At 60.9% G+C, this 23,491-nt stretch carries 17 protein-coding genes and 1 riboswitch; of the genes, 2 read left to right on the forward strand and 15 right to left on the reverse strand.

Features of this window, described 5'->3' with window-relative positions; genetic code table 11:
- Window positions 1–77: 77 nt before the first annotated feature.
- The 8 genes from QWJ34_RS20350 to prfA form a co-directional block, all read right to left on the reverse strand.
- Window positions 78–1,325: a serine hydroxymethyltransferase gene (locus QWJ34_RS20350; protein ID WP_302730693.1), complete on the reverse strand. Its 1,248-nt coding sequence runs from the start codon at window positions 1,323–1,325 to the stop codon at window positions 78–80.
- A gap of 278 nt (window positions 1,326–1,603) precedes the next feature.
- Window positions 1,604–2,188, reverse strand: coding sequence for a TIGR01440 family protein (locus QWJ34_RS20355; protein ID WP_302730695.1), 585 nt, complete (start codon window positions 2,186–2,188; stop codon window positions 1,604–1,606).
- Window positions 2,189–2,387: 199 nt separating this feature from the next.
- Window positions 2,388–2,471, reverse strand: a riboswitch (ZMP/ZTP riboswitch).
- Window positions 2,472–3,403: 932 nt separating this feature from the next.
- Entirely contained in the window at window positions 3,404–3,985 is a 582-nt protein-coding gene (locus tag QWJ34_RS20360) for a low molecular weight protein arginine phosphatase (RefSeq protein ID WP_302730697.1), read from the reverse strand.
- A 58-nt stretch (window positions 3,986–4,043) separates the two neighbouring features.
- The gene (locus QWJ34_RS20365) at window positions 4,044–5,546 is read right to left on the reverse strand and encodes an L-threonylcarbamoyladenylate synthase (protein ID WP_302730698.1); all 1,503 of its coding nucleotides are present in this window, start codon (window positions 5,544–5,546) and stop codon (window positions 4,044–4,046) included.
- 78 nt (window positions 5,547–5,624) lie between these two features.
- Window positions 5,625–6,905, reverse strand: a complete 1,281-nt coding sequence (locus QWJ34_RS20370) for an FtsW/RodA/SpoVE family cell cycle protein (RefSeq protein WP_302730700.1) — start codon at window positions 6,903–6,905, stop codon at window positions 5,625–5,627.
- Window positions 6,906–7,027: 122 nt separating this feature from the next.
- The gene (locus tag QWJ34_RS20375) at window positions 7,028–8,290 is read right to left on the reverse strand and encodes an FtsW/RodA/SpoVE family cell cycle protein (protein WP_302730702.1); all 1,263 of its coding nucleotides are present in this window, start codon (window positions 8,288–8,290) and stop codon (window positions 7,028–7,030) included.
- 265 nt (window positions 8,291–8,555) lie between these two features.
- Window positions 8,556–9,452, reverse strand: a complete 897-nt coding sequence (gene prmC, locus QWJ34_RS20380; protein WP_302730740.1) for a peptide chain release factor N(5)-glutamine methyltransferase — start codon at window positions 9,450–9,452, stop codon at window positions 8,556–8,558.
- 34 nt (window positions 9,453–9,486) lie between these two features.
- Window positions 9,487–10,554 (reverse strand): peptide chain release factor 1, encoded by a 1,068-nt coding sequence (gene prfA, locus QWJ34_RS20385; protein ID WP_302730703.1) that lies wholly within the window; start codon window positions 10,552–10,554, stop codon window positions 9,487–9,489.
- 368 nt (window positions 10,555–10,922) lie between these two features.
- Between prfA and QWJ34_RS20390 the strand changes: the two genes are divergently transcribed.
- Complete coding sequence (locus tag QWJ34_RS20390; protein ID WP_302730705.1) at window positions 10,923–11,909, forward strand: aldo/keto reductase; 987 nt, start codon at window positions 10,923–10,925, stop codon at window positions 11,907–11,909.
- 204 nt (window positions 11,910–12,113) lie between these two features.
- Entirely contained in the window at window positions 12,114–13,319 is a 1,206-nt protein-coding gene (locus QWJ34_RS20395; RefSeq protein WP_302730707.1) for a DUF2087 domain-containing protein, read from the forward strand.
- A 406-nt stretch (window positions 13,320–13,725) separates the two neighbouring features.
- On the opposite strand, the gene ychF is transcribed toward QWJ34_RS20395, so the two are convergent.
- The 7 genes from ychF to cls form a co-directional block, all read right to left on the reverse strand.
- Window positions 13,726–14,826, reverse strand: coding sequence for a redox-regulated ATPase YchF (ychF, locus tag QWJ34_RS20400; protein ID WP_302730708.1), 1,101 nt, complete (start codon window positions 14,824–14,826; stop codon window positions 13,726–13,728).
- A 249-nt stretch (window positions 14,827–15,075) separates the two neighbouring features.
- Window positions 15,076–16,125 carry a type 2 isopentenyl-diphosphate Delta-isomerase gene (gene fni / locus QWJ34_RS20405; RefSeq protein WP_302730709.1) on the reverse strand — a complete coding sequence of 350 codons (1,050 nt, stop codon included), beginning with the start codon at window positions 16,123–16,125 and terminating at the stop codon, window positions 15,076–15,078.
- A gap of 139 nt (window positions 16,126–16,264) precedes the next feature.
- Window positions 16,265–17,404, reverse strand: a complete 1,140-nt coding sequence (locus QWJ34_RS20410; RefSeq protein WP_302730710.1) for a glycosyltransferase family 2 protein — start codon at window positions 17,402–17,404, stop codon at window positions 16,265–16,267.
- A gap of 164 nt (window positions 17,405–17,568) precedes the next feature.
- Complete coding sequence (locus QWJ34_RS20415; protein WP_302730711.1) at window positions 17,569–18,462, reverse strand: phytoene/squalene synthase family protein; 894 nt, start codon at window positions 18,460–18,462, stop codon at window positions 17,569–17,571.
- Window positions 18,459–19,943 carry a phytoene desaturase family protein gene (locus QWJ34_RS20420; protein ID WP_302730713.1) on the reverse strand — a complete coding sequence of 495 codons (1,485 nt, stop codon included), beginning with the start codon at window positions 19,941–19,943 and terminating at the stop codon, window positions 18,459–18,461. The genes QWJ34_RS20415 and QWJ34_RS20420 overlap by 4 nt, the downstream gene beginning before the upstream one ends.
- Window positions 19,940–21,499 (reverse strand): phytoene desaturase family protein, encoded by a 1,560-nt coding sequence (locus tag QWJ34_RS20425; protein WP_302730715.1) that lies wholly within the window; start codon window positions 21,497–21,499, stop codon window positions 19,940–19,942. The genes QWJ34_RS20420 and QWJ34_RS20425 overlap by 4 nt, the downstream gene beginning before the upstream one ends.
- Before the next feature lie 257 nt (window positions 21,500–21,756).
- Entirely contained in the window at window positions 21,757–23,268 is a 1,512-nt protein-coding gene (gene cls / locus QWJ34_RS20430) for a cardiolipin synthase (protein ID WP_302730716.1), read from the reverse strand.
- Window positions 23,269–23,491: the final 223 nt, after the last annotated feature.

Genomic DNA, 23,491 nt, shown 5'->3' on the forward strand with positions numbered 1-23,491 from the left:
TGGCGACAAACGCCAAAAACCCCGGTTCGCGAAGAACCGGGGCCGTGGAGCCGAATATGAAGAATCGAAAGCGAATTTTAGTATTTGAGGTCCGGGTACAGCGGGAAGCGGTCGGTCAGATCTTTGACGTCGCCGCGCGCTTTGGACAGGACGGTTTCGTCTTTGGGCGATTTGAGCACCGCCGCGATAATCTGTCCGATCGATTTCATGGCGCCTTGATCCATGCCGCGCGAAGTGGCGGCCGGCGTGCCGATGCGAATGCCGCTTGTGATGAACGGGCTGGTCGTATCGAACGGAATCGCGTTCTTGTTGACCGTAATGCCGACGGAGTCGAGCACATGCTCGGCTTCTTTGCCGGTGATGCCCACGCCGCGCGTGTCGATCAGCATCAGGTGATTGTCGGTGCCGCCCGATACGATGTTGAGGCCTTCGCCGATCAGCGTCTCGGCCAGTACTCTGGCGTTGTCGATCACGTTCTGCGCATATACTTTGAACGACGGATCGAGCGCTTCGCCGAACGCGACGGCTTTCGAAGCGATCACGTGCATCAGCGGTCCGCCCTGCGTGCCCGGGAACATCGCTTTGTCGATCGCCTGCGCCCACGGTTTCTTACACAGAATCATGCCGCCGCGCGGTCCGCGCAGCGTCTTGTGCGTCGTCGTCGTCACGAAGTGCGCGTGCGGCACCGGCGACGGGTGCAGACCGGCGGCCACGAGGCCCGCGATATGCGCCATGTCGACCATGAACAGCGCGCCGACGTCGCTCGCGATCGAAGCCAGCGCTTCGAAGTCGATCGTGCGCGGATAAGCGCTGGCGCCGGCGACGAGCATGCGGGGGCGGTGTTTGAACGCCGCTTTGCGCACTTCGTCGTAGTCGATGCGGAAGTTGTCTTCGCGCACGCCGTAAGCCACGAAGTTGTACAGGATGCCGGAAGCGTTAACCGGGCTGCCGTGCGTCAGGTGACCGCCGTGCGCCAGGTTCATGCCCAATACGGTATCGCCCGCTTTGAGCGCCGCCAGGTATACGCCCAGGTTGGCCTGCGCGCCGGAGTGCGGCTGCACGTTGACGTGCTCCGCGCCGAACAGTTCTTTGGCGCGGTCGCGCGCCAGATCTTCCACGATGTCGACGTGCTCGCAGCCGCCGTAGTAGCGCTTGCCCGGATAACCTTCGGCATATTTATTGGTCAGCACCGAACCCATCGCTTCGATTACCGCTTCGCTGACGATATTCTCGGATGCGATCAGTTCGATGTTGGCTTTCTGACGGTCCAGTTCCAGTCCCATTGCTTTCAGTACGGCCGGGTCGCTTTTTCTCAAGTGCTCCATGTTTCCGTATTCCTCCCTGGTTTAGAAAAATGTCGTTTGCGCGCGTGCGTGCGATGCAGCGATTCAAGCGGGCGGTGCGGGTGAAAAAGGCAGTGCGGGCAAAAAGGTAATGCAGACAACAAGTCGATGCAAACAACAAGGCGCTGCGTTGAAAAATCAGTACGGACGCGCCGTGCTTCGCCGCCTTGACGTGGCGAAGCGTTCGGCCGTCCGGCGGGCAGGTTCTGCGCAGAACCTGCCCGGTATTCGTAGTAGCGGACCGACTGCATTTGCTTGCTTTAATCGCAGAACGTGGAATCCGCTTCTTCCGGCAGCCGGTACACGGCCCGTTCGCCGCCGACCAGCGGCGGCCGGGTCAGCGCGGCGTTGACCCGCGCTTCGCCGATCTGCCGGATCGACAGGCGCAGCGGCACGGCTACTCGCCGCAGATGCATGCCGATCAGCGTCTCGCCGATATCAAGGCCGGCATGGGCCTCGATGGTCTCGGCCAGCGCCGGCTCGCGCATGGAGCGGTAAGCGGCCGAAGCCATCGAGCCGCCCGCTTTCGGCACGGGCACGGCCGATACCTCGCGCAGCCCGAGGCGCTCCAGCACGGAGCGCTCCAGGACGAGCGACCGGTTCAGGTGCTCGCAGCACTGGTAGGCGACGTCGAAGCCGAATTCGTCCGCGACTTCGCGGATGCCCGCGAGCAGCGACTGCGCCACTTCGAGCGCGCCGGAGGTCCCGATGCGCTTGCCGGCCACCTCGCTGGTGCTGGTGCCGACTACGAGTACTTTGCCGTTTGTGAGTCCCGCCGTTTCCGCCAGCTCCCGCGTAACGAGAGCCGTCTGCCGCCGGATCGAATCGTCGTGTTCATTCCCCATGCTTGCTCACCCCTTCGAAAGTTATCGCCCCGGGCGATTCTTCCCGGAACGTGCTACCTCCGATCATACCGCTATGGAGCGGGAAAGAAAAGACGCAGGGCGAGCGGACGGGAACTGCGGAACTTTTGTAACAAATGTGCAAATGATGTACGAATGTGAACAAAAAAAGAGCAAGCCGCGCTTAAAAAAACGCGAAGCTGCTCTTTGCCCAGGCGACCGGCCGATAATATCCGATGCTCCATCGTGGTTGCGCCCACAGTTGTCGCCAGTTACACCGGATCTGCTTTTTCACCTTCATGATAAGGGAAGAAGCTTCAAAAATCAACTAAATTCGAACGGGATACGGACAAAATGCGGTTTGGCTGGGGCAGGCATTCGGGATTTAGGGAGGGTGGGGGCTGGGATACCGGGGCTGAGGGCTGGGCTGGGAACCGGGCTGGGGACTGAAGGCTGCGAAGTTGAGTGGCATGCCGGCTGCGGTTATTGATTTGCACGCATTAGGCCGCGTAGGCTGCGGTCATTGAGCGATTGATGCAAATCGGCATCAATTTTAACGGTTTGGAGCAGCAGACGGGAGATTGTTGCAGATCGGCATCAATTTTTGCGAAAACTGGTTATTTGGGGTCTAATTCGCTGATTTTCCTCTTAAAATGATGCGCATACGCAGCAATGCCCCTTTTTTCTGCTCAATCGCTTTAAATTAATGCGTATTCACAACAATGGGTTCTTTGCCAGGGTCCGGTACATATTTATGTATAAAAAAATAAACGGCATATTTACGAACCTTGAAGGTAACCCTCTCGTTCAAGCTTTCGAAAGCGGATTGCGGGAGCGATTTACGTCTTGAACCAAGAAATGCTGACGGGAGATCAGCATTTCTCCAGCAAATCCCGGGTACGAACTAAAATGCTGACCGGATGTTCACATTCAGGTATGCAAATCGCTAAATCTGCCGATTTGTCCATAAAATCCAGTCCAAAAGTCAACATTTTGCTGCCGATCTTCTTTTTTAACTGAAAATGCTGACCGGATGCTTACATTTTCCGGATAGAAGGTTTCCATACAAGATTCCGGACTCGACCTTCTGCCGGCAGAAGAATGGACAGACGGGGAGAAAATGAATACGACTTTCCGAAAAAAACCGAATAAAAAAAGCTCTGCCCGCGGGGCAAGAGCTGTGTTTATTCATCATGACAACCCAGCCAACCTCGCCCGTTACTTTTGGGCGTCCCACTTGTCCAGCAGCCGGTCCAGCGCCGTACGAATCTCGGCGGCGGTCGCTTCGTAATCGTCGCGCGAGCCGCCGAACGGATCGGAAATATCGAAGCTCGGAATCCTCTGCCGAAGCTCGATCATGCGCTGGCGCGCGTTCGCGTCCGGCGTCTCGCCGAGCGCCCGCGCCAGCTCGGCCGACGCATGGAGGCTGTCCAGCTCCTGCAGGTCGGCCAGCACTTTGCCGTCGTCTTCCACATATTCCTTGAGCGTATACGTACGCTCGAACGCGTCGGGAAAATAACGCAGCACATGGCTTTTGTGCGCGCCGGTCAGCGTCAGGATCAGATCGGCCCATTCCACCAGCCGCCGGTCGAGCGGGCTGGAGGTGATCCGGTCGCCGATACTGTGGTCGCGCAGCACCGCTTCCGCATGCCGGGAGATCGGCACGCCGAGCGAGGCCGAGACGCCCGCCGAACGAACTTCGACTTCGATCTCGCGCTGCTTCGCCATCCGGCGAAGCAGCGCTTCGGCCATCGGGCTGCGGCAGGTGTTTCCTGTGCAAACGAATAAGATACGTCTCAAGCGAACCGTCTCCTTTGCGTGAATAATAGGGAATACGCTTTGCACAACTGCGTGCGATTCAAACCCGGCTGATTCTTCCGCCGGCCGCTTTGCCCAGCCGGTTCATCACGGCCGAGCCGATCCCGCTGTCCGCGCAGCCCTCGGCCAGCATAAACGTCGCGCCTTCTTCGTCGAAACGCCGCAGCGCGGCGTACAGCTTCGACGCCGCTTCGCGCAGGTCGCCTGCGCTGCCCAGCGACAGCGTTACGTCGGCCAGGCCGGCGTAACTTGCCAGGTGCTCGTCGAACGCGAGCACCCCGGTCCGTTCGCCGCGCTGCGCAGCGGCGCCGAGCCGTTCGCGAATTGCGGCGGCGACGGCCGCTTCGCCGCCCAGCACCACTTCGAGCCGCCCGCTCGGCGCGTAGTGGGCGTACTTCATGCCCGGTGACCGCGGCGCTTCGTCCGCGACCGCCGGAGCGTCGGCGGCTTCGTCCGCAGAGGCGGGCGAAGAACCGCCCGGCAGTGCAGGATCTGCGGCAGATTCCGTGCCGCTTCCGGTCCCGCCTTCGGCAGCGGCGCGCTCGACGCCGCGCCCTTGGGCTGCTGCGCGCGCTTCGCGCCCGCCCGCGGCGCCTTCGCCCGCGCCGCTCGGCTCGCTGGCCGCAAAGCCGCCGCGCCCGGCCGCTTCGCCCGGCCGCGCCGCCCCTTCCGCGGCGATGGCCGCCGCGGGATCGATGTCCGCGCCTTCGCCCGCGGACACCGCGCTTACCGGCGCGCCCAGCACCCGGCCGATGTCTTCGGCCGGGATGCCGCCCGGCCGCAGCACGGCCGCTCCGCCTGCGGCGGTCGTCCGCACGACGGTCGACTCGACGCCTACGCCGGCCGGGCCTCCATCGACGATTCCGTCGATTCGGCCGTCCAGATCCTCGCGCACATGCCGCGCGAGCGTGGGGCTCGGGCGTCCCGAGCGGTTCGCGCTCGGCGCCGCGAGCGGACAGCCCGACTCGCGGATCAGAGACAGCGCGAGATCGTGGTCCGGCATCCGGACCGCTACCGTATCGAGACCCGCCGTCACCAACGGCGACAAAGCCCCCGGCCGTACCGGCAGAACCAGCGTCAGCGGGCCGGGCCAGAAAGCGTCCATCAGCTTCCGGTCGGCTTCGGACACACCGAGCACCAGCGCATCCAGCTCCGCGCGGTCGGCGATATGCACGATCAGCGGATTGTCGGACGGCCGGCCTTTGGCCGTAAAGACCGCTTCGACGGCACGGGTATTCCGCGCGTCCGCGCCCAGCCCGTAAACGGTCTCCGTCGGGAAAGCGACCAGTCCGCCTCCGGCGAGCAGCGCGGCGGCTTCCCGGATGCCCGGGTCCGCCGCCCGCGCTCCCGTTTCAAGGCGCAGCTCCGTATTCCCGCTTCCGCGCTGCCCGGAAAACGGCTCTTCAACCGCCGCCCGCGCTGCCGAACGCGTCTCGTCGGCCGCCCCTTCCGCCTGCTGCCCAACCGCATTGTTCCCCGTGGAACCCTGCCGGCTGACTTCCCAAATCCGCGTGCGCGGCGGCTCCTGCTTGTTTGAATTCATGTTCTTCCCTCTTTCCGTTTGCCCGCCGGGCCCGTCCGCCGCTTGCGCCCGGATGTCCGGCCTGCGGAAGCGCCGCGCTTATTTGCTTTCGCCGCGCGGACTGCCGCCGCGTCCGAAAGGCAGCGACGGAAGTTTGAAGCCGCGCTTTTTCCGGCGTTCGGCTTCTTTTTCGCGATCTGCTTCGTCCAGATGATCCGTTTTCAGCAGATGCTCGGTCTTCATCACTTCCTGGTTATACACATGGATGCTCAATACGATCCCCATGCTCGCCATATTGATCAGCAGCGACGTGCCGCCGTAGCTGATAAACGGCAGCGTAATCCCGGTAATCGGCATCACGCCGATATTCATGCCGATGTTCTCGAAGATCTGATACAGGAACATGGCGACAATCCCCACAATGATAAACGGACCCGCGCGGTCCCGGCATTCCAACGCGATAATAATCATGCGATGAATCATAATAAAGTACAGCAGCAGCAGCGCCGCCATACCGACAAAACCGAATTCCTCGCCAACGACCGTGATGATCGAATCCGCGTACGTATAAGGGACTCGGGGAGAAACTTCGCCCTGCATATAGCCTTTGCCGAGCATTCCTCCGCCGGCGATCGCTTCGATCGCCAGGCCCTGGTGATAAGCGCCCTCGCTCGCGCCGGGCAGCAGAATCGGATCGAGCCGCTTGAGATAATGTTTCTGCTCTGTCATATGCAAACTCATGAACGATTCGATTTGCGGATGGAAAGTCCGATATGCCGTAACGCCTCCGTACAGCAGCCCGCCGGCCAGGATGACGAAGATCAGCACATGCGTATATTTGATATTGCCGATCCACAGCAGCGCCGCCAGAATAATCGCGTAGCAAAGCGCGTTGCCCAGATCGTTCTGCGCGATAACGAGCATAAACGGAACCAGGGCGGCCAGGCCGACCGGAACCACGTCTTTCCAGAATCGGAGCTTTTCTTTCTGTTTGCGGACCAGCAGCGCGCCGATTCCGATAATCAGCACCAGCTTGAATACTTCCGCGGGCTGCACGCTGACGCCGAGCAGTTTGATCCAGCCGTTCGCGCCGTTGAGCCCGTTCGCGCTGAGCGGCGTCCAGACCAGCATCAATACCCCGATTCCGAAAATGTACAGATACAGCGCGTATTTGACGAACAGCCGGTAGTCGACAAACGTGATAACGAACATGGCGATAAACCCAAGTACGTAATACACCGCCATCAGCTTTTCCGAGCCCGCCATTTTGACATTGCTTCCGAAGGATACTGCGCTGTGCACGACAGGGATACAAATTCCCGCGAACATCAGCAAAATAATCACAATCGTCCAGTCGATATTCTTGATCTTGCTCAGCATCGCCGCAGCCTCCCCGGCAGCGCGTTCCGCCGGGAATCCCCGCCGATCCGCACCGATTGATAGGTTGGTATCCAAAACCAAACGAATTTCAGCCAGCCGTCGTACGTTTATTCCGTCCAATCCTAATCCGCCTTGCGCGTACGTCCCGACATCAGCCGGGAAGCGGCGCCGCGCAGCGCCTGAAGCCCGCCGTCGTTTTTCTCGCCTTTATCGAGTTCCGAGAACTCTTCCCTGGCGGCCATGTCGCGCGTGCAGGCCCGGATGCTCATCACGACGCCGATACTCGCCATATTGATCAGCAGCGACGTGCCGCCGTAGCTGATAAACGGCAGCGTGATCCCGGTCAGCGGCATCAGGCCGATAAACATGCCGATATTTTCGAAAATCTGATACATAAACATCGCGACGATACCGACGATAGTGTACGAACCGGCTCTTTCCCGGCACTCCAGCGCAATCACGATCATCCGGTGAATCAGGACAAAGTACAGCACCAGCAGCAGCGAAATGCCGACAAAGCCGAATTCCTCGCCGATCACGACGATGATGGAGTCCGAATACGTATACGGCACGAGCGACCCCGTCGGGTTCTGCACCATCTCGCCCTGCTTGTAGCCCTGGCCGATCATGCCCCCGCCCGCGATCGCGTATTTGCCGTTCTTGGTCTGCCACGATGCGTCCCGGCTCGCTTCGTCGGGCATCAGCCACGGATCGATCCGGTCCAGCCAGTGTCCGCGGTGCAGCGTATCGGTCATGAAATGCGATACCTCGTCGTGGTACGTTACATAAGCTTTGATCCCGCCAAACAGCAGCCCCGCTCCAAGCACGAAGATCATGATCGCGTGCAGGAACTTCAAGTTGCCGATCCACAGCAGTCCCAGCAGAATCAGTACGTAGCTGAGCGCGTTGCCGAGGTCGTTTTGCAGCATGACGACGGCGAACGGGACGAATGCGACCAGACCGATCGGAATCACGTCCGCGAAAAAGCCGAGCTTTTCCTTGTTCCGGCGCGCCAGCAGCGACGCGATCGCGATGACCAGCGCAAGCTTGAACAGCTCCGCCGGCTGCATGCCGATCGGGCCGAGTTTCAGCCAGCCCTGCGCCCCGTTCTGCGTTTGTCCGAGCGGCGTCAGCGTCAGCAGCAGCAGAAGCATGCCTCCGCCGTAAATCAGCCAGAAATACTTGACGTACAGCCGGTAATCGACCAGCGTCATCAAGAAAACGACAACGAACCCGAGAATGTAATAAAAAATCATCTGCATATCCAGGCCCCTGAATTTGTCGCTGTTCGCGACCGCGCTGTGCACCACGGGAATGCAGATGCCCATCATGCACAGCAGCACGGTAATCAGGGTCCAGTCGGTATGTTTCCACTTCGTCAGCATAGCAGTACGGTTCCTCCGAAAAGCCTTCAGATCGTGTACGCAAACTCGGCTAAATCGGCTTCCTTCGGAGTTTGCGTGCACGCCCTTGTTCACAGGCGAAATATTCCCTCATCGTTCCCGGCCGCGAGAGCGGCGGTGCCGCTCCCCGGCTTCTCTGTCTCTTTATGGATCTGTCATTTATTGTAGGCCAAAAAACGCCCCTTGTCATGTTGACGACGCGGGACGCCTTGAGCCCTGCATACATCCGGCCTGCGGCCGGCTTTCCTCAGGCGATTCCGATCACATGCCGGCCGATGCCGGCCAGATCGTACACCGTTTCGACCGTACTCCAGCTCCCGCGTTTGCGCAGCATATCCGCCACCTCGTCCGCCTGGCCCATGCCCAGCTCGAACGCGATCAGCCGGGGATCGCCGCTTAGCAGATCGAGCTGCTTCATCATCTCGCGGTACGGCCACAGCCCGTCCGGCCCGCCGTCCAGCGCGCCGCGCGGCTCGAAGTCGCGCACTTCCGGCTGAAGCTCCTCGATGTCGGCCGCCGGGATGTACGGCGGGTTCGACACCAGGATATCGAACGATTGCCCTGCGAACGGCTCCAGCAGGCTGCCTTCGCGGAAAGCTGCGTCGGCGCCCAGCCGCTGCGCGTTGCGCTGCGCCACGGCGAGCGCTCCCGGCGAGATATCGCTCGCCGTGACTTCAAGCTCCGGCCGCAGCAGCTTGAGGCTGACGGCGATCGCGCCGCTGCCCGTGCCCACGTCGAGCACGGACGCCCGTCCGTCCGGCCACAAACGCTCCGCGCGCGTCAGCACCGCTTCGACCAGCAGTTCCGTTTCCGGCCGTGGAATCAGCACTTCCGGCGTCACTTCGAACGTGAAGCCGTAGAACTCCTGATCGCCCAGAATATACTGCGCCGGTTCGCCGTCGCCTTTGCGCGTAATCGCGTTCTCCCAGCGTTCGCGCGATAACACGGGAAACGGTTCGCGCAGCGCCATCACGTACTGCGCGCCCGTCATGCCCAGAATCTCTTTGAGCAGCAGCCGCGTATTCTCGTCCGCTTCTTCGACGCCCTTCTCCCGCAAAAAAGAAGAAGCCTCCGCAAAGGCTTCCCGGAGCGTCAAACCTTCGCGCAGTTGAAAGCCGCCCCGGCCCGAACGCGCCCGATTCAACGGATTGATCTTCGACGGATCGGAAGTCAACGGATCAGACTCCCTTTTCGATCAAGTCGGCTTGTTCGGCGATCGTCAGCGCGGATACGATCTCCTGGATTTCGCCGTTCATGATCTGGTCGAGCTTGTGCATCGTCAGTCCGATGCGGTGATCGGTGACGCGGCTTTGCGGGAAATTGTACGTGCGGATCCGCTCGCTGCGGTCGCCCGTGCCGACTTTGCTTTTGCGTTCGCCGGCGTACTTCGCTTCTTCTTCCTGGCGCATCACGTCGTAGATCCGCGAACGCAGTACTTGAAGCGCTTTTTCCTTGTTCGAGTTCTGCGATTTGCCGTCCTGGCACGTCGCCACGATTCCGGTCGGAACGTGCGTGACGCGCACCGCCGATTTGGTCGTGTTGACGGATTGGCCGCCGGCGCCGCTGGAACAGAACGTATCGACGCGGATATCTTTGTCGCTGATGACGATATCCACTTCTTCGGCTTCCGGCAGCACGGCCACCGTCGAAGTCGACGTATGGATGCGGCCGCCCGACTCCGTCGCCGGAATGCGCTGCACGCGGTGCGCGCCGCTTTCGTATTTCATTTTGCTGTACGCGCCGCGGCCGTTAATCATGAAAATGACTTCCTTGAAGCCGCCGAGGTCGCTTTCGTTCACGTCCATCAGCTCGACTTTCCAGCCCTGCGTATCGGCGTAGCGGCTGTACATGCGGTACAGATCGGCCGCGAACAGCGCCGCTTCGTCCCCGCCGGCCGCGCCGCGGATTTCGACGATCACGTTCTTGTCGTCGTTCGGGTCTTTCGGCAGCAGCACGACGCGGATCGTTTCTTCCAGCTCGGCGCGGCGCGCCGTCAGCTCGTCGATTTCCATTTTGACCATTTCGCGCATCTCGTCGTCGAGCTTCTCGCCCTGCATTTCTTTGGCGGCTTCGAGGTCTTCGACCACGCGCTTGTATTCGGTATACGCTTCGTACGCGGGCTGCAGGTCGGACTGCTCCTTGGAGTAGTCGCGCAGCTTTTTCGAATCGCTCGCCACGTCCGGGTCGCACAGCAGCTCGCTCAGTTTCTCGTAACGGTCTACCAGGGCTTGCAATTTATCCAACAAGGCCGTTCACCTCTTCAATAAATAATGATCGATCATAAGTTCGGGTTGATTTCCGGATGTTCAAAAAAGGGGATTTTCGTCCACAGTATTCATTAACGCCTTCAAGCTTTCGTCAAGCGCCGCCCGCGCTTTCGCGGATATGAAAAAATCGTTCACACAAAGAGGCGGCGACGACTCTTAATTATAGCACGGAACAAGCTTTTTTCATATCCCCGTTTCCGTCGTTTTCACGCCCGGCCGAGAAAGCGTCCCGGACTCCCCGTTTGTTCTTCTCCGCGCCGGTTTTCCTTGCTCGCTTCTTGTTTTCGGCGGCGTTCGGGAGCATAGTAGAAAAGGCAAAACATACCGTATCGAGGAGGCGCAAAAGTATGGCAAATCGCAAGTTGGGCCGTCAGGGGCTCGAAGTTTCGCCGCTCGGTCTGGGCTGCATGGGCATGTCGGAATTCTACGGTCCGGCGGACGAGCGGGAATCGCTGCGCGTGCTGGAAAAAGCGCTGGACAGCGGCATTACCTTTTTCGACACGGCGGATATGTACGGAAACGGACACAACGAACAGCTGATCTCTCCGTTTATCGTGAAGAACCGTGAACGTCTGACGATCGCCACCAAATTCGGCAATGTGCGCGGCCCGAACGGCGAGCGGCTCGGCGTCAACGGGCGGCCGGAGTACGTGCGCGAGTCGTGCGAAAAAAGTCTGCGGCGGCTCGGCGTGGATACGATCGACCTCTACTACCAGCACCGCGTCGATCCCGACACGCCGATCGAAGAAACGGTGGGCGCGATGAGCCGGCTGGTCGAAGAAGGCAAAGTGCGCTATCTCGGATTGTCGGAAGCCGCTCCGGACACGATCCGCCGCGCGCACGCCGTGCATCCGGTCTCCGCGCTGCAAACGGAATATTCGCTGTGGAGCCGCGACATCGAAGACGAGATTCTGCCCGTATGCCGCGAGCTCGGAATCGGCTTCGTGCCGTACAGCCCGCTCGGCCGCGGCTTCCTGACCGGACAGATCCAGTCGCCGGACGATCTGGAAGAAGACGATTTCCGCCGCCACTCCCCGCGCTTCCAGGGCGAGAACTTCAAGAAGAATCTCGAACTGGTCGAGCGGATCAAAGAAATCGCCGGCGAGAAAGGCTGCACCCCGCCCCAGCTCGCGCTGGCCTGGCTGCTGGCGCAGGGCGACGACATCGTGCCGATTCCGGGAACGAAGCGCGAGAAATACCTGCTGGAAAATATCGGCGCGCTCCGCGTGTCGTTGACCGAAGACGAGCTGAAACGAATCGACGAAGCGGCTCCCAAAGGCGCGACCGCGGGTCTGCGTTATCACGAAGCCGGCATGAAAACGCTGAATCTGTAACCGGCACTCCAAGATGTTTGTTGAAAAAAAGCTCAAAAGAAAGACCGTTCTCCCCCGGCCGGGCGAGGATGGTCTTTTTTTATCGCAAACGTTTTGAATATTTGTTTGCCGTTTGACAAGCAGCAGGTAATTATGTTTGTATTATATCAAATGAAGTCAAATATTGTTTGGAATGAGACAAACAGAACGGGGAAGTGTTTGCTTATGAAACCTATCGACACCCTCAATACCCTGTGGAACGCGCCCGTGGAGGATTTGAAAAAAGGCTATTCGCTCAGCGGCGAGACTTACGTCTGCCTGTTCTGCGGGTATTCCACGGAAGCGGGATTGATCTATGCGGAAAACGGAACTTTTTACGAAGCGGGGAAGTTTATGCGCCGGCATATCGAAGACGGGCACGGTTCTCCGTTTGAAGCGCTGATCGGACTGGACAAGAAATCGACCGGGCTGACGGATCACCAGAACGCGCTGCTGCGGCTTTTTTACAGTGGAAGAAGCGACGACGAGATCAAGAACGAACTCGGCATCGGCAGCGCTTCGACCATTCGCCATCATCGGTTCGCGCTGAAAGAGAAAGAACGGCAGGCCAGAGCGTTCCTCGCCCTGATGGAGCTGCTCGGCGAACGCGGCGGCCGCCGCGAGCCGGCGTTTATCGCTCCGCATCGTAACGCGCGCATGCTGGACGAACGCTATAACCTGACCGCCGGCGAGGAAGAAGACATTCTGCGCGGCGCGTTCCCGGAAGGCCCGGACGGTCCGCTGCGGACTTTCGACCTCAAAGAAAAGCAGCGGCTCGCCGTGCTCCGGCATACGGCTTCCCGGCTCGACGACAAGCGGCTGTATACGGAAAAAGAAATCAATGCGGCGCTTGAACCGATCTACGCCGATTACGCGATCCTGCACCGTTTTCTGATCGAATACGGCTTTCTGGACCGCGAGCCGGACGGCAGCGCCTACTGGACGACCGCGGGCGGGCGTCCGGCGGCTGCGAATGCGGAATCGGCGCAGTCTGCCGCGAAGAAAGCACAATCGAACCCCAAGGAGGAATCCCCCGTGAACCGCAGAAAAGAACTGCAGGCCATCTACAAAGAAATCAAGCAGGAAGCCGGCGTTTACCGCGTCGTCCACACCGCAAGCGGCAGATCGTTCGTCGCTTCGCTGCCCAACCTCAAATCGATGAGCGGCCGGCAGTTCGAGCTGAACAACGGCAGTTTTCAAAACAAAGAATTACAGCAGGACTGGAACCAATACGGAGCGGACGCGTTCGAGTTCGAAGTGCTGGAAGTGCTCAAGCCGTCCGAAAACGCCTACGTCACCGTGCGCGAACAGCTGAACGAGCTGGAGGAGAAGTGGCTGAACAAGCTCCAACCTTACGGCGAACGCGGGTATAACCGTCGGCCGGCGGAGTAAGAAGTAGGTGGCGGGCGCGAAACGCGGGACGGCCAGGGATGCGGGACAACGCGGGACGCGCGGGACGCCGAGAGGCGCGGGACGCCGCGCATGAAGCGGAGCCTACGTTGCTTAAAAAGCAGCGTAGACGCTTGAAAAGTCCGGCGGCGAGCGCTACATTGACAATTAAGCAGCGTAGAAGCGCAAATCGGCATAAATCCGAGTCAAAAAGCGCTCTACGCTGCCTTTTTGTCAATGTAAGCTGCCCTGTATGAAAAAAACGGCTTCTACATTGACGAAAAAGCAATGCAGGCTCCGCCAAGTTTGCCAAAGCCGTGTACAGTGTACAGGTTTATTTCGCAGTCTGCACGCAAAAAGCCGCACTTCCCGTGGAGGAAATGCGGCTTTTTCGCGCTGCGCGCTTTTTTTATACGTTGAACCGGAAGTGCATGACGTCGCCGTCCTGCACGATATATTCTTTGCCTTCGAGACGAAGCTGGCCGCGTTCTTTGGCGCCGTTCATCGAACCCGCGCCTACCAGATCCTCGTAGCCGACGACTTCCGCGCGGATAAAGCCGCGTTCGAAGTCGGAGTGGATCACGCCCGCCGCGCCCGGCGCTTTGGTGCCTTTACGGATCGTCCATGCGCGCACTTCCTGCACGCCCGCCGTAAAGTACGTGTAGAGGCCGAGCAGCTTGTAAGCCGCTTTGATCAGCAGGTTCAGGCCGGAATCCTGGATGCCCAGTTCTTCGAGGAACATCTGCTTGTCGTCGCCTTCGAGCTCCGCGATTTCTTCTTCGACTTTGGCGCTGATCGGCACCACTTCGGCATTCTCGGCAGCCGCGAAGTCGCGCACCTGCTGGACATACGGGTTGTTCGCCACGTCCGCGATCTCGTCTTCGCTGACATTCGCCGCGTACAGAACCGGCTTCAACGTCAGCAGGTGCAGGTCGCGAACGATCTGCAGCTCGTCGTCCGACAGGTCGATGCTGCGCGCCGGCTGGTCGTTGTACAGGGCTTCTTTGACGCGTTCGAGCACTTCGACTTCCTGCGCGTACTGCTTGTTTCCGCCCTTCATGTTTTTCTTCGAGCGGTCGATCCGCTTGTCCACGCTCTCGATATCGGCGAGGATCAGCTCCAGGTTGATCGTCTGGATATCGCTGACCGGATCGATCTTGCCGTCGACGTGCGTGATATTCTCGTCCACGAAGCAGCGCACGACGTGCACGATCGCGTCCACTTCTCGGATATGCGCCAGAAACTTGTTGCCCAGGCCTTCGCCTTTGCTCGCGCCGCGCACAAGGCCCGCGATATCGACGAATTCGAACGCGGTCGGCACCGTTTTCTTCGGCACGACCAGTTCGGTCAGCTTGTCGAGACGCTCGTCCGGCACTTCGACGATCCCGACGTTCGGGTCGATGGTGCAGAACGGATAGTTCGCGGACTCCGCGCCCGCCTGCGTAATTGCGTTGAACAGCGTGGATTTGCCGACGTTCGGCAGGCCCACGATCCCGGCTTTCAATGCCATATGAATACACAACTCCTCTGAGTTTGATCTTATAACGTAAAAAAAGGACGCTCCAAATTTCCATGAAAAAGCATCACCGCATATTATAACAGGAAATCGGGTGGAGCGATACGGTGGAAAGTAATTTTACAAAGTAAGATTATAGCCGTAAAGACGGGTTTGGCCGCGCCATCGCCGGCGTTCTGCTTTGCTTAATTCTCATATGAATTAAATATCCTGCGGTTCTCTATAAAAAACGCCCGCTCCGCTCTAACAGCGGACCAGACGTTTATGACCTTTCAATTCGTGCACGCTGCCGGCGCCGATGCCGAACATGACGGTGCGCAGTTCGAATTCGGCCTGCTCCATCGCGCGCGCCGCGCTTTCGGCCGAATCGACGGCCGGGCCGAGCAGGGCGCGGCCGAAACCGGCGAGATCGGCGCCGAGCGAGATCGCTTTGGCGGCGTCCACGCCGCTCGTCAGGCCGCCGCTGCCGATCAGCGGCAGCTCCGGCAGATCCGCGCGGATCTGCGCGATGCAGTCCGCGGTGCCGGTGCCCCAGCCGGCAAAAGCCTCGGCGGCCGCCCGGCGCACCGGATCGGCGCTGCGGAACTTCTCGACCTGGCTCCACGACGTGCCGCCCGCGCCCGCCGCGTCGATAAAGGCGACGCCCGCTTCGGCCAGCCGCAGCGCGGTCTCGCCGTCGATGCCCCAGCCGACTTCCTTAACGCCGACCGGCGCGTCCAGTTCGCGGCACAGCCGCCGGATCTTGTCCAGCAGGCCGCGAAAGTCCGTGTTGCCTTCCGGCTGGAACACTTCCTGCAGCCCGTTCAGATGCAGCACCAGCGCGTCGGCTTCCGCGATCTCTACCGCGCGGCGGCACTCGTCCGCGCCGAACCCGTAGTTCAGCTGCACCGCGCCAAGGTTCGCGATCACCGGGATGTCCGGCGCTTTGTGCCGGACCTTGAAGGTCGCGGCCAGCTCCTCGCGCTCCACCGCGGCGCGGATCGAACCGAGTCCCATCGCCCAGCCCCGCGCCTGGGCCGCTTCGGCCAGCCGCTCGTTGATCCGGCCCGTGCCGGCGCTGCCGCCGGTCATCGAGCTGATGAGCAGCGGCGCTTTGAGCCGCCGGCCCACAAACGACGACGACAGGTCGATGTCGTCGAAATCCAGCTCCGGCAGCGCGTTGTGCCGGAATGCGCAGCGTTCAAACCCCGTCGTTACGCCTTCGCCGGCCACGTCTTCTTCCAAACACAAGCGGACATGCTCGCTTTTGCGGTCCCCGGTCGTATGGCCGGGGTCCGTTTTTTTCTCCGTCACGACCGCTCTCCCCTCCCTGATTCCGTTCGCCGAATGCAGAAATCCATCTTATTCGTCTTTTCGGCCTATACTCCACGCCGCAATCGCCGCATTGCGGCTCCTATGCAGTCCTGCGTTTCGTTCGTACGACAGACGAAGCTCAGCCGTAGCGCCGCCCTTTCCACTCGTGTCCTTTGCCGCCGATACCGCCCGCCGCGCTCGACAGCGCGATCGCGATCGTGCAGCAGATCGTCGCCCAGACCCAGACACCGTTCCAGGCCGGCAGGCCGCTGTATGCGTCGCAGACCGCTTTGACCGCCATGCCGAGCAGCATCGCTCCTCCGCTGACCAGCATCAGATGCAGATCGCCCGTGAACGCGCCGATCAGCAGCGTGACCGGCGGCAGCACGTACAGCACGCCGTACCACAGCAGAAGGGCGGCAAGCAGCAGATAATTGCCGCCCAGACCCGTAAACATATTTTTGCCGAAGCCGTTCCACACTTCGCGCGCGCCGTGATACATGCGCATATGCGCGTGGCGGCTCATATCGGACAGCACCATGCGGTAGCCGGCTTTCTTGACCGCGCGGGCCATCGCCATATCGTCCACCATTTCGTCCTTCGCCGCTTCGTAGCCGCCGGCCGATTCGTAAGCCGAGCGCTTGAACAGCATATAAGCGCCGTGCGCCGCGACGAACGCTCCGCTCTGCGAGCGGGATACGACAGGAATCGGCAGATGGCACAGAACGACGAATTCCATCATCGGGACGACCAGCCGCTCCAGCCAGGTGCCGGTGTTCTGCTTGGGGAAGCCGGTCAGCAGGCCGGCTTTCTTCTTCACGATCGAGCGCAGCGTATCGCGAATCGCCAGCGGGCCGAGCTTCACGTCGGCGTCGAGCATCAGGTACCAGCTGCCCGAAGCTTGTTCGGCCAGACGGTGGCAGGCATAACATTTGCCTTTCCAGCCCCGGGGCGGCTCGCCGCCCCGCATCAGCCCCACCCGCGAATCTTCCACGGCGACGCGGCGCACGATCCCGCCCGTATCGTCGCCGGAGTCGTCGTCGTACACGATGACTTCAAGCCGGAATTCGGCATCGTCCGAAGCCAGTACATGGCGCAGGCAGTCTTCGATATTCCGCTCTTCGTCGCGCGCGGGAATCAGCACGGACACAAGCGGCCGCCCTTCGACTTTGCGGGCGCGGCGCCCCGGCCTCGACAGGGAGCGGCCGTTGACCAGCGCGAACAGCAGCTGCGCGGCAAGCAGCAGACAGGCCGCCCAGAGGATTGCGTTCAGGATCAAGAGCGGGTCCTCCCTTTCGGTCTGAATTGGTTGAATTTCTCGTCGGCGGGCAGTCCGGCGCGGAGCAGCGCAAGATCCGGACGCCGGCTGCCGCCCGGCGACGGTCGAGCCGGCTTCGCGGCAGCTCCGCCGCTCCGCCCTGCAGCGTCAGCGGCCGTCCCTCCTCAGGATACCGCCGCGCTGCCGGAAGCGCTGCCCCGGACTTCGCTGTCCGCTTCGCCATCCGCGAAGCGCGCCGCCACGCCCAGAAACAGCGCGGCTTTCTCTTCGTCCGGCACGAACGCCCTGCGGCCGAACACATCGTAGCCGTTCCGGCGCACCTGGTCGAAGATCGCGCCGTAGAAAGCGGCGGCCAGCGCCACCGCCATGCCGCTCTGCGGCGGATAGCTGTCCAGATTGGACAGCCCGCGGGCGAACCACTCCTCCGCCCGGCCGTGCAGTTCGTCGATCAGGGCGACGAAGCGCTCGTCGATCGCGCCCCGTTCCAGATCGGCGTCCGTGTAGCCGTGGCGGCGCATCAGGTCGGCCGGGATATAACGGCGGCCGCGTTCCCGGTCTTCGCCGACATCGCGGATGATGTTGACGATCTGCATGCCTTTGCCCAGCGCGATGCCCGCTTCGGCGGCTTCGGCGCGCAGATCGTCGCGCAGCACCGGCAGCAGCATCTCGCCGACCGTGCCGGCGACCAGATAGCAGTAGCGCTCAAGCTGTTCCATCGTTTCGTAGCGCAGCAGCGTCAGGTCCGACAGCTGGCCGTCCATCTGGCTCAGGAACGGCTGGCGGTCCAGCGCCGGGAAGCTGCCGAACAGCCAGCGCAGCGCGGGCCAGATAAAGTGGTCGTCGGCTTCGTCGAGCCGCAGGAAGCGCTCGCGCAGCTCATGGATGGTGAACGGAGACTGGTCGGGCTCGTCGACGCTGTCGTCGATCAGACGGCAGAACGCATAGATGACGTAGACGGCGTGCCGCCTCCTTTCGGGCAGGGCCCGGAACGCGTGGTAGAAGGAAGACGATCCTCGGCGGATCGAGTCTTCGCACTGCTGCATAATATGTTCGTTCATGGGTTCCACTCCTCCATAAGCTGATTTACGGCCATTCTCGCCCCCTGCATCACGATCGGCACGCCGCCGCCCGGATGAACCGACGCGCCCGCCGCATACAATCCGTCGATGCTTTTGAACGGGCGCGGCTGCGGCCGGTACGGGCCGGACTGCGCCAGGATCGGCGCGATGCCGAAGCTGCCGCCTTCGTAATTGCCGTCTTGGCGCGCGTCTTCCGGCGTGCGCAGCTTGATCCATTTGAGCGATTCGCGCAGGCCCGGGAAGCCGCGCTGTTCAGCCGCGCGCAGCACTTTGCGCGCCAGGCGCCGCCCTTCTTTGGACCAGGGAATGCGCGAAGCGTCGGGCGCGGGAATCAGGAAGTACAGCACGCTCTCGCCCTCGGGCGCGGCGTTCCCGTCCAGCACGACCGGATTGAATACGTAGAACGAAGGATTCGCCGGGATCATCCCCCGCTTGAATATGGCCTGGAGACTTTCCGTCAGACTGTCGGGCAGGAAGAATTGATGCGCCGCCGTATCTTCCCAGCGTTTGCTTGCGCCGATATATACCAGCACGCAGCCGGACGACGGCCGGTAAGGCTTGCGCCGGACCGCTTCCGGCCGGCCTTCCAGCAGCGGCAGCAGATGCGGGAAATCGCCGTTGAACAGCACGGCGTCGAAGTCTTCTTTCACTCCGTCGGCCACGATGCCGCGGCAGCGCCCGTCTTCGACCGGCAGCCGCTCGACCCGGGTGTTCAGCCGGATGTCGACGCCGCGCGATCTCAGTTCTTCTTCGAGGATGACCGGAAGCCGGGCATACCCGCCCTCGATCATCCAGATGCCGAAGTCGTGCTCGGCGTAAGGCAGGATGGAGTATACGCCCGGCGTGCCGGAAGGCTCTCCGCCGATATACAGCGACTGGAGCGAATACGCGTCGATCAGGTCTTCGTGTTTGAAATACCGGGCCGCCGCCGCGCGCACGCTGCGATGCGCCTGCAGCCTACCGAGCATCCGCACCTGGCGGGGCGTGAAGAAATCCCGTTTGCGCGGAAACGTCCGTTCCAGCACCGCTTTCTGCGCGCCCGGATACAGCGAACGCACTTCTTTCATATATCGGAGAAAAGGTTCCGATTGTCCAGGAAACAGCCGCTCGATTTCTTTGGCCTGCTCCCCGGGATCGCGCCGTTTGGTCATCGTGCGGCCGTCCGAGTAGTGGATGCGGTACAGCGGATCGGACTCGATCAGCTTGATCCGCTCCCGTTCGATCCCGCCTTCTTCGAGGATCGACAGCAGCATCTCGGGCAGCAGCACGATGGTCGGGCCCTGGTCGATCCGGCGCGTATCGGATTCATTGCGTTCGAACGCGATCCGTCCGCCCAGGCGGTCCCGGCTTTCCAGCAGCGTGACTTCGGCTCCCCGCCGGCTCAGCAGCAGCGCGGCCGTCAATCCGCCGATTCCGCCGCCGACGATCGCCACTCTGGGCGAACGGGGCGCGCGGCTCAATTGGCGCCCCCGGGACGAACCGCCGTGCCCGCGGCCGCGGGTACGTCCATCGGCGCAAGCCCGTCGGCGCGGGCGATCAGGTTGGCGCTGATGCGCGCCGATTCGAAGATGGTCGGCAGTCCGCTGCCGGGATGCGTGCCTCCGCCGACCAGCCAGACGTTGTCCACTTCTTCGAACCGGTTGTGCGGCCGCAGCGCCAGCATCTGCCCCAGGTTATGCGCCAGGTTGAACGTAGCGCCGCGGTACACGTCGAGTTCGTCCCGCCAGTCCAGCGGCGTGAAGAATTCCTCGCACTCGATCCGTTCCCGCAGTCCCCGAAGCTGCTCGATGCTTTCCAGCCGGTCCAGCATCCGCTGCTTCAATTCCTCGCGTCGGCCGTCCCAGTCGATATCGGCGTCCAGATTCGGCACCGGCATCAGCGCGTACAGCGACGACTTGCCCGCCGGAGCGAGACTTTTGTCGAGAACGGACGGGTTGTGCACATAGATGGAAGGATCTTCGGACAATTGAAGGCTTCGGGTGATTTCGTCCACGTTTTTCGGATAGTCGTCGGCAAAATGCACCGAATGGTGCGGCAGGTCGATCTCGCCGTCGACGCCCAGATAGAGCATGGCGGTCGAACAGGAGTATTTTTTCTTTTTCAGCTTGTCCGGCGCGTATTTCTTGAGCACCCCCGGTTCGAACAGCGCGTTCATCGCCGAAGCGAAGTCCGCGCCGATCACCACGTGATCCGCCGGCCGCACTTCCGCGTTCTCCAGCGTTACGCCGGTCGCCCGGCCGCTTCCCGTCAGCACGCGCGAGACCGCATGCGAGAAGTGGAAGCGCACGCCGTATTCGCCGGCCACCGCCACCATCGCGTTCCACAGCGCCGCCACTCCGCCTTTGGGATGCACGAGTCCGTAGCGATGCTCCATAAAAGACAGGATGGTAAACGTGCCCGGACACGTCCAGGCGGACATGCCGAGATATTTCGATTGAAAAGTAAAGGCGTATTTGAGCCGTTCTTCGTTAAAATAATGCGACAGGCGGCCGTACACCGTATCGTTCAAATCCATATAAGGCAGCGCTTTGAACGCGTCCGCCCGCAGATAATCGGCCAAACCGCCGAACGGCCGGCGCAGCAGCGGCTCCACGTGATCGTATTTCACTGACTCGTCGGTCATAAAGCGGTGGAAGCCATCCTCTTCGCCCGGAAACAGCGCCTTGATGCGCCGGGCCGTCTCTTCGTTGTCGCTTGACGGCATCAGCACGGTGCGTCCCCGGTCGAAATACAATCCGTACAGCGGGTCCAGCTTCTCCAGTTCGACATAATCATGCAGCGAGCGCCCCGCGGCCTCGAACAATTCTTCCAGCAAATGCGGCATCATGACAAACGTCGCGCCCCGGTCGAACTTGTACTTGCCGATCTCCAGCCTGCCCGAGCGTCCGCCCGGCACGGCCTGCTTCTCGTACACGTCCACCTCGTATCCCCGCGAGCCCAGCAGCATGGCCGCCGCCAGCCCGCCGGGTCCGGCCCCGACGATCGCAACCCTTTTGCGTCCTTCACTTCGTTTCATGCCGATTCACCCTTTTTCGCATATACTTTTACGCATACTCTGTTTTTACCCAATTAACGGCCTGACGGCTCGATCGCAACCTGGGCATTTTAATGAATGAATCGTCCCTGCTTCTATATTAGCAAAAATTTTAAACAATTTCCTCCTCCACAATCATTAAGCGGCCAAGCTTTTTGGGGAACAACCGATTTGCGACAAAAAAAGACCCGGTTCGCCGAAGCGAACACGGGTCGCGTAATGCGCGCGCGCGTCCGGAGTCACAGCAGCGGAGACAGCAGCCGCGCCGCCGATTCCATAAAACGCAGGGCGATGCGCTTGCTGCCGAACTGCGCGGGATCGATCATCGTCGTATTCATCAGGTCGCGTTCGAAGTCGGCGGCGATCCGCTTCACGCTGTCGTTGTTCATCAGCAGGGCGTTGACCTCGAAATTGAGGTGAAAGCTGCGCATGTCCATATTCGCCGTCCCGATCGTCGCCGTTTCCCCGTCCGCGATCAGCAGTTTGGAATGCAGGAAGCCTTTTTCGTATTCGTAGATCTTGACGCCCGCGTCCAGCAGGATCGGAAAGTACGAATGCGACGCCCAGAACGGCAGACGCTTATCCGGCTTGGCCGGAAACAGCAGCCTGACGTCCAGCCCGGACAGGGCGGCGGTGCGCAGCGCGGTGAGAATGTCTTCGTCGGGGATAAAGTACGGCGTCGCGATCCAGACCGAGCGCTTGGCCGACGTAATCATGGCAAAAAAGATATGCTTCAGCGTGCGCCGGTCGTTGTCCGGTCCGCTCGCGATGATCTGCACCGCTCCGAGCTCCGGCTGCGCTTTGCTTTTCGATTGAAAATACCCCGGTCCGGTCGGCTGTTCGTTAGTCATATGGCGCCAATCCCGCAGAAAAATGCGCTGGAGCGTGCTGACCGCGTCCCCTTCGATCCGCATATGCGTGTCGCGCCAGAATCCGTACGTTTTGCTCCGGCTGAGATACTCGTCCCCCACGTTGAGCCCGCCGATAAAACCCACCCGCTTGTCGATCACGACGATCTTGCGGTGGTTGCGGTAGTTGACGCGGCTGGTCGCCAGCAGGAATTTGGTCGAACCGAACAAAGCGACGCGGACGCCGGCTTCCTTCATTTCCTGGAGGAATTTGCGCGGAAGCTGCATGCTGCCCACCGCGTCGACCATGAACCGGACTTCCACGCCCGCGCGCGCTTTGTCCATCAGGATGTGCTTGATCTGGGTTCCGATATCGTCCGCCCGGTAAATGTAATACTCCATATGGATATGATGCTCCGCCGTGCGCAGTTCCTCGATCAGCGCGGAGAACGTGCTGCCGCCGTTCGTCAGGACCGCCGAAGGACTCGAATACGAGACCGGAGTCAGCGACAGCCGGCGCGACAGGCGCAGAATCCGCTGCTGCTCTTCGCTGAAGTTCGCGCTGCTCTCCACTCCCGCCAGCGCGTCCTTCTCGCTCCATTCGTAGATCCGGCGGTCCCGCTCCGCTTTCTTGTCGTATTTGCGGCGCCGGAAATAGTTCTGCCCGAACAGAAAATAAAAGACCAGCCCCACAATCGGCAGCAGCCCCAGCACCAGAATCCACGACAGCGTGCTCGACGGGTTGCGGTTGTCCATAAAAATAACGAACCCGATCGATACGACCGTCAGCGTGGAGAAAATACTGATAACGGCCGCGACGGTTCCTCCGAAGAAATCGACGCCGAAATAATAGAAAACGAACAGCAGCGCGGCGAGCAGAAATACGATCAGCCCACGTCTCAACGAATCTCCCCCCTTTCAACCTTGAGTCAGACTGTGTCTTTCCTCATTACGGCCGGGCGCGCAGAACGGTTTCATGTCCGGCCGGTCTATTTTCCCTCTCAGTAACTCTCTTCATGATTCTTTTTACCCTTGCGGTTGACAGGGCGAATCCGGCGTGACATTATTAAACTAACGATCGTTAGTTAGTTCGATCGAATTGTATGAATGAGTTTGATGAACAAGG

Origin of the sequence: Saccharibacillus sp. CPCC 101409 (genome assembly GCF_030518235.1) — a bacterium.
Lineage (GTDB): Bacteria > Bacillota > Bacilli > Paenibacillales > Paenibacillaceae > Saccharibacillus.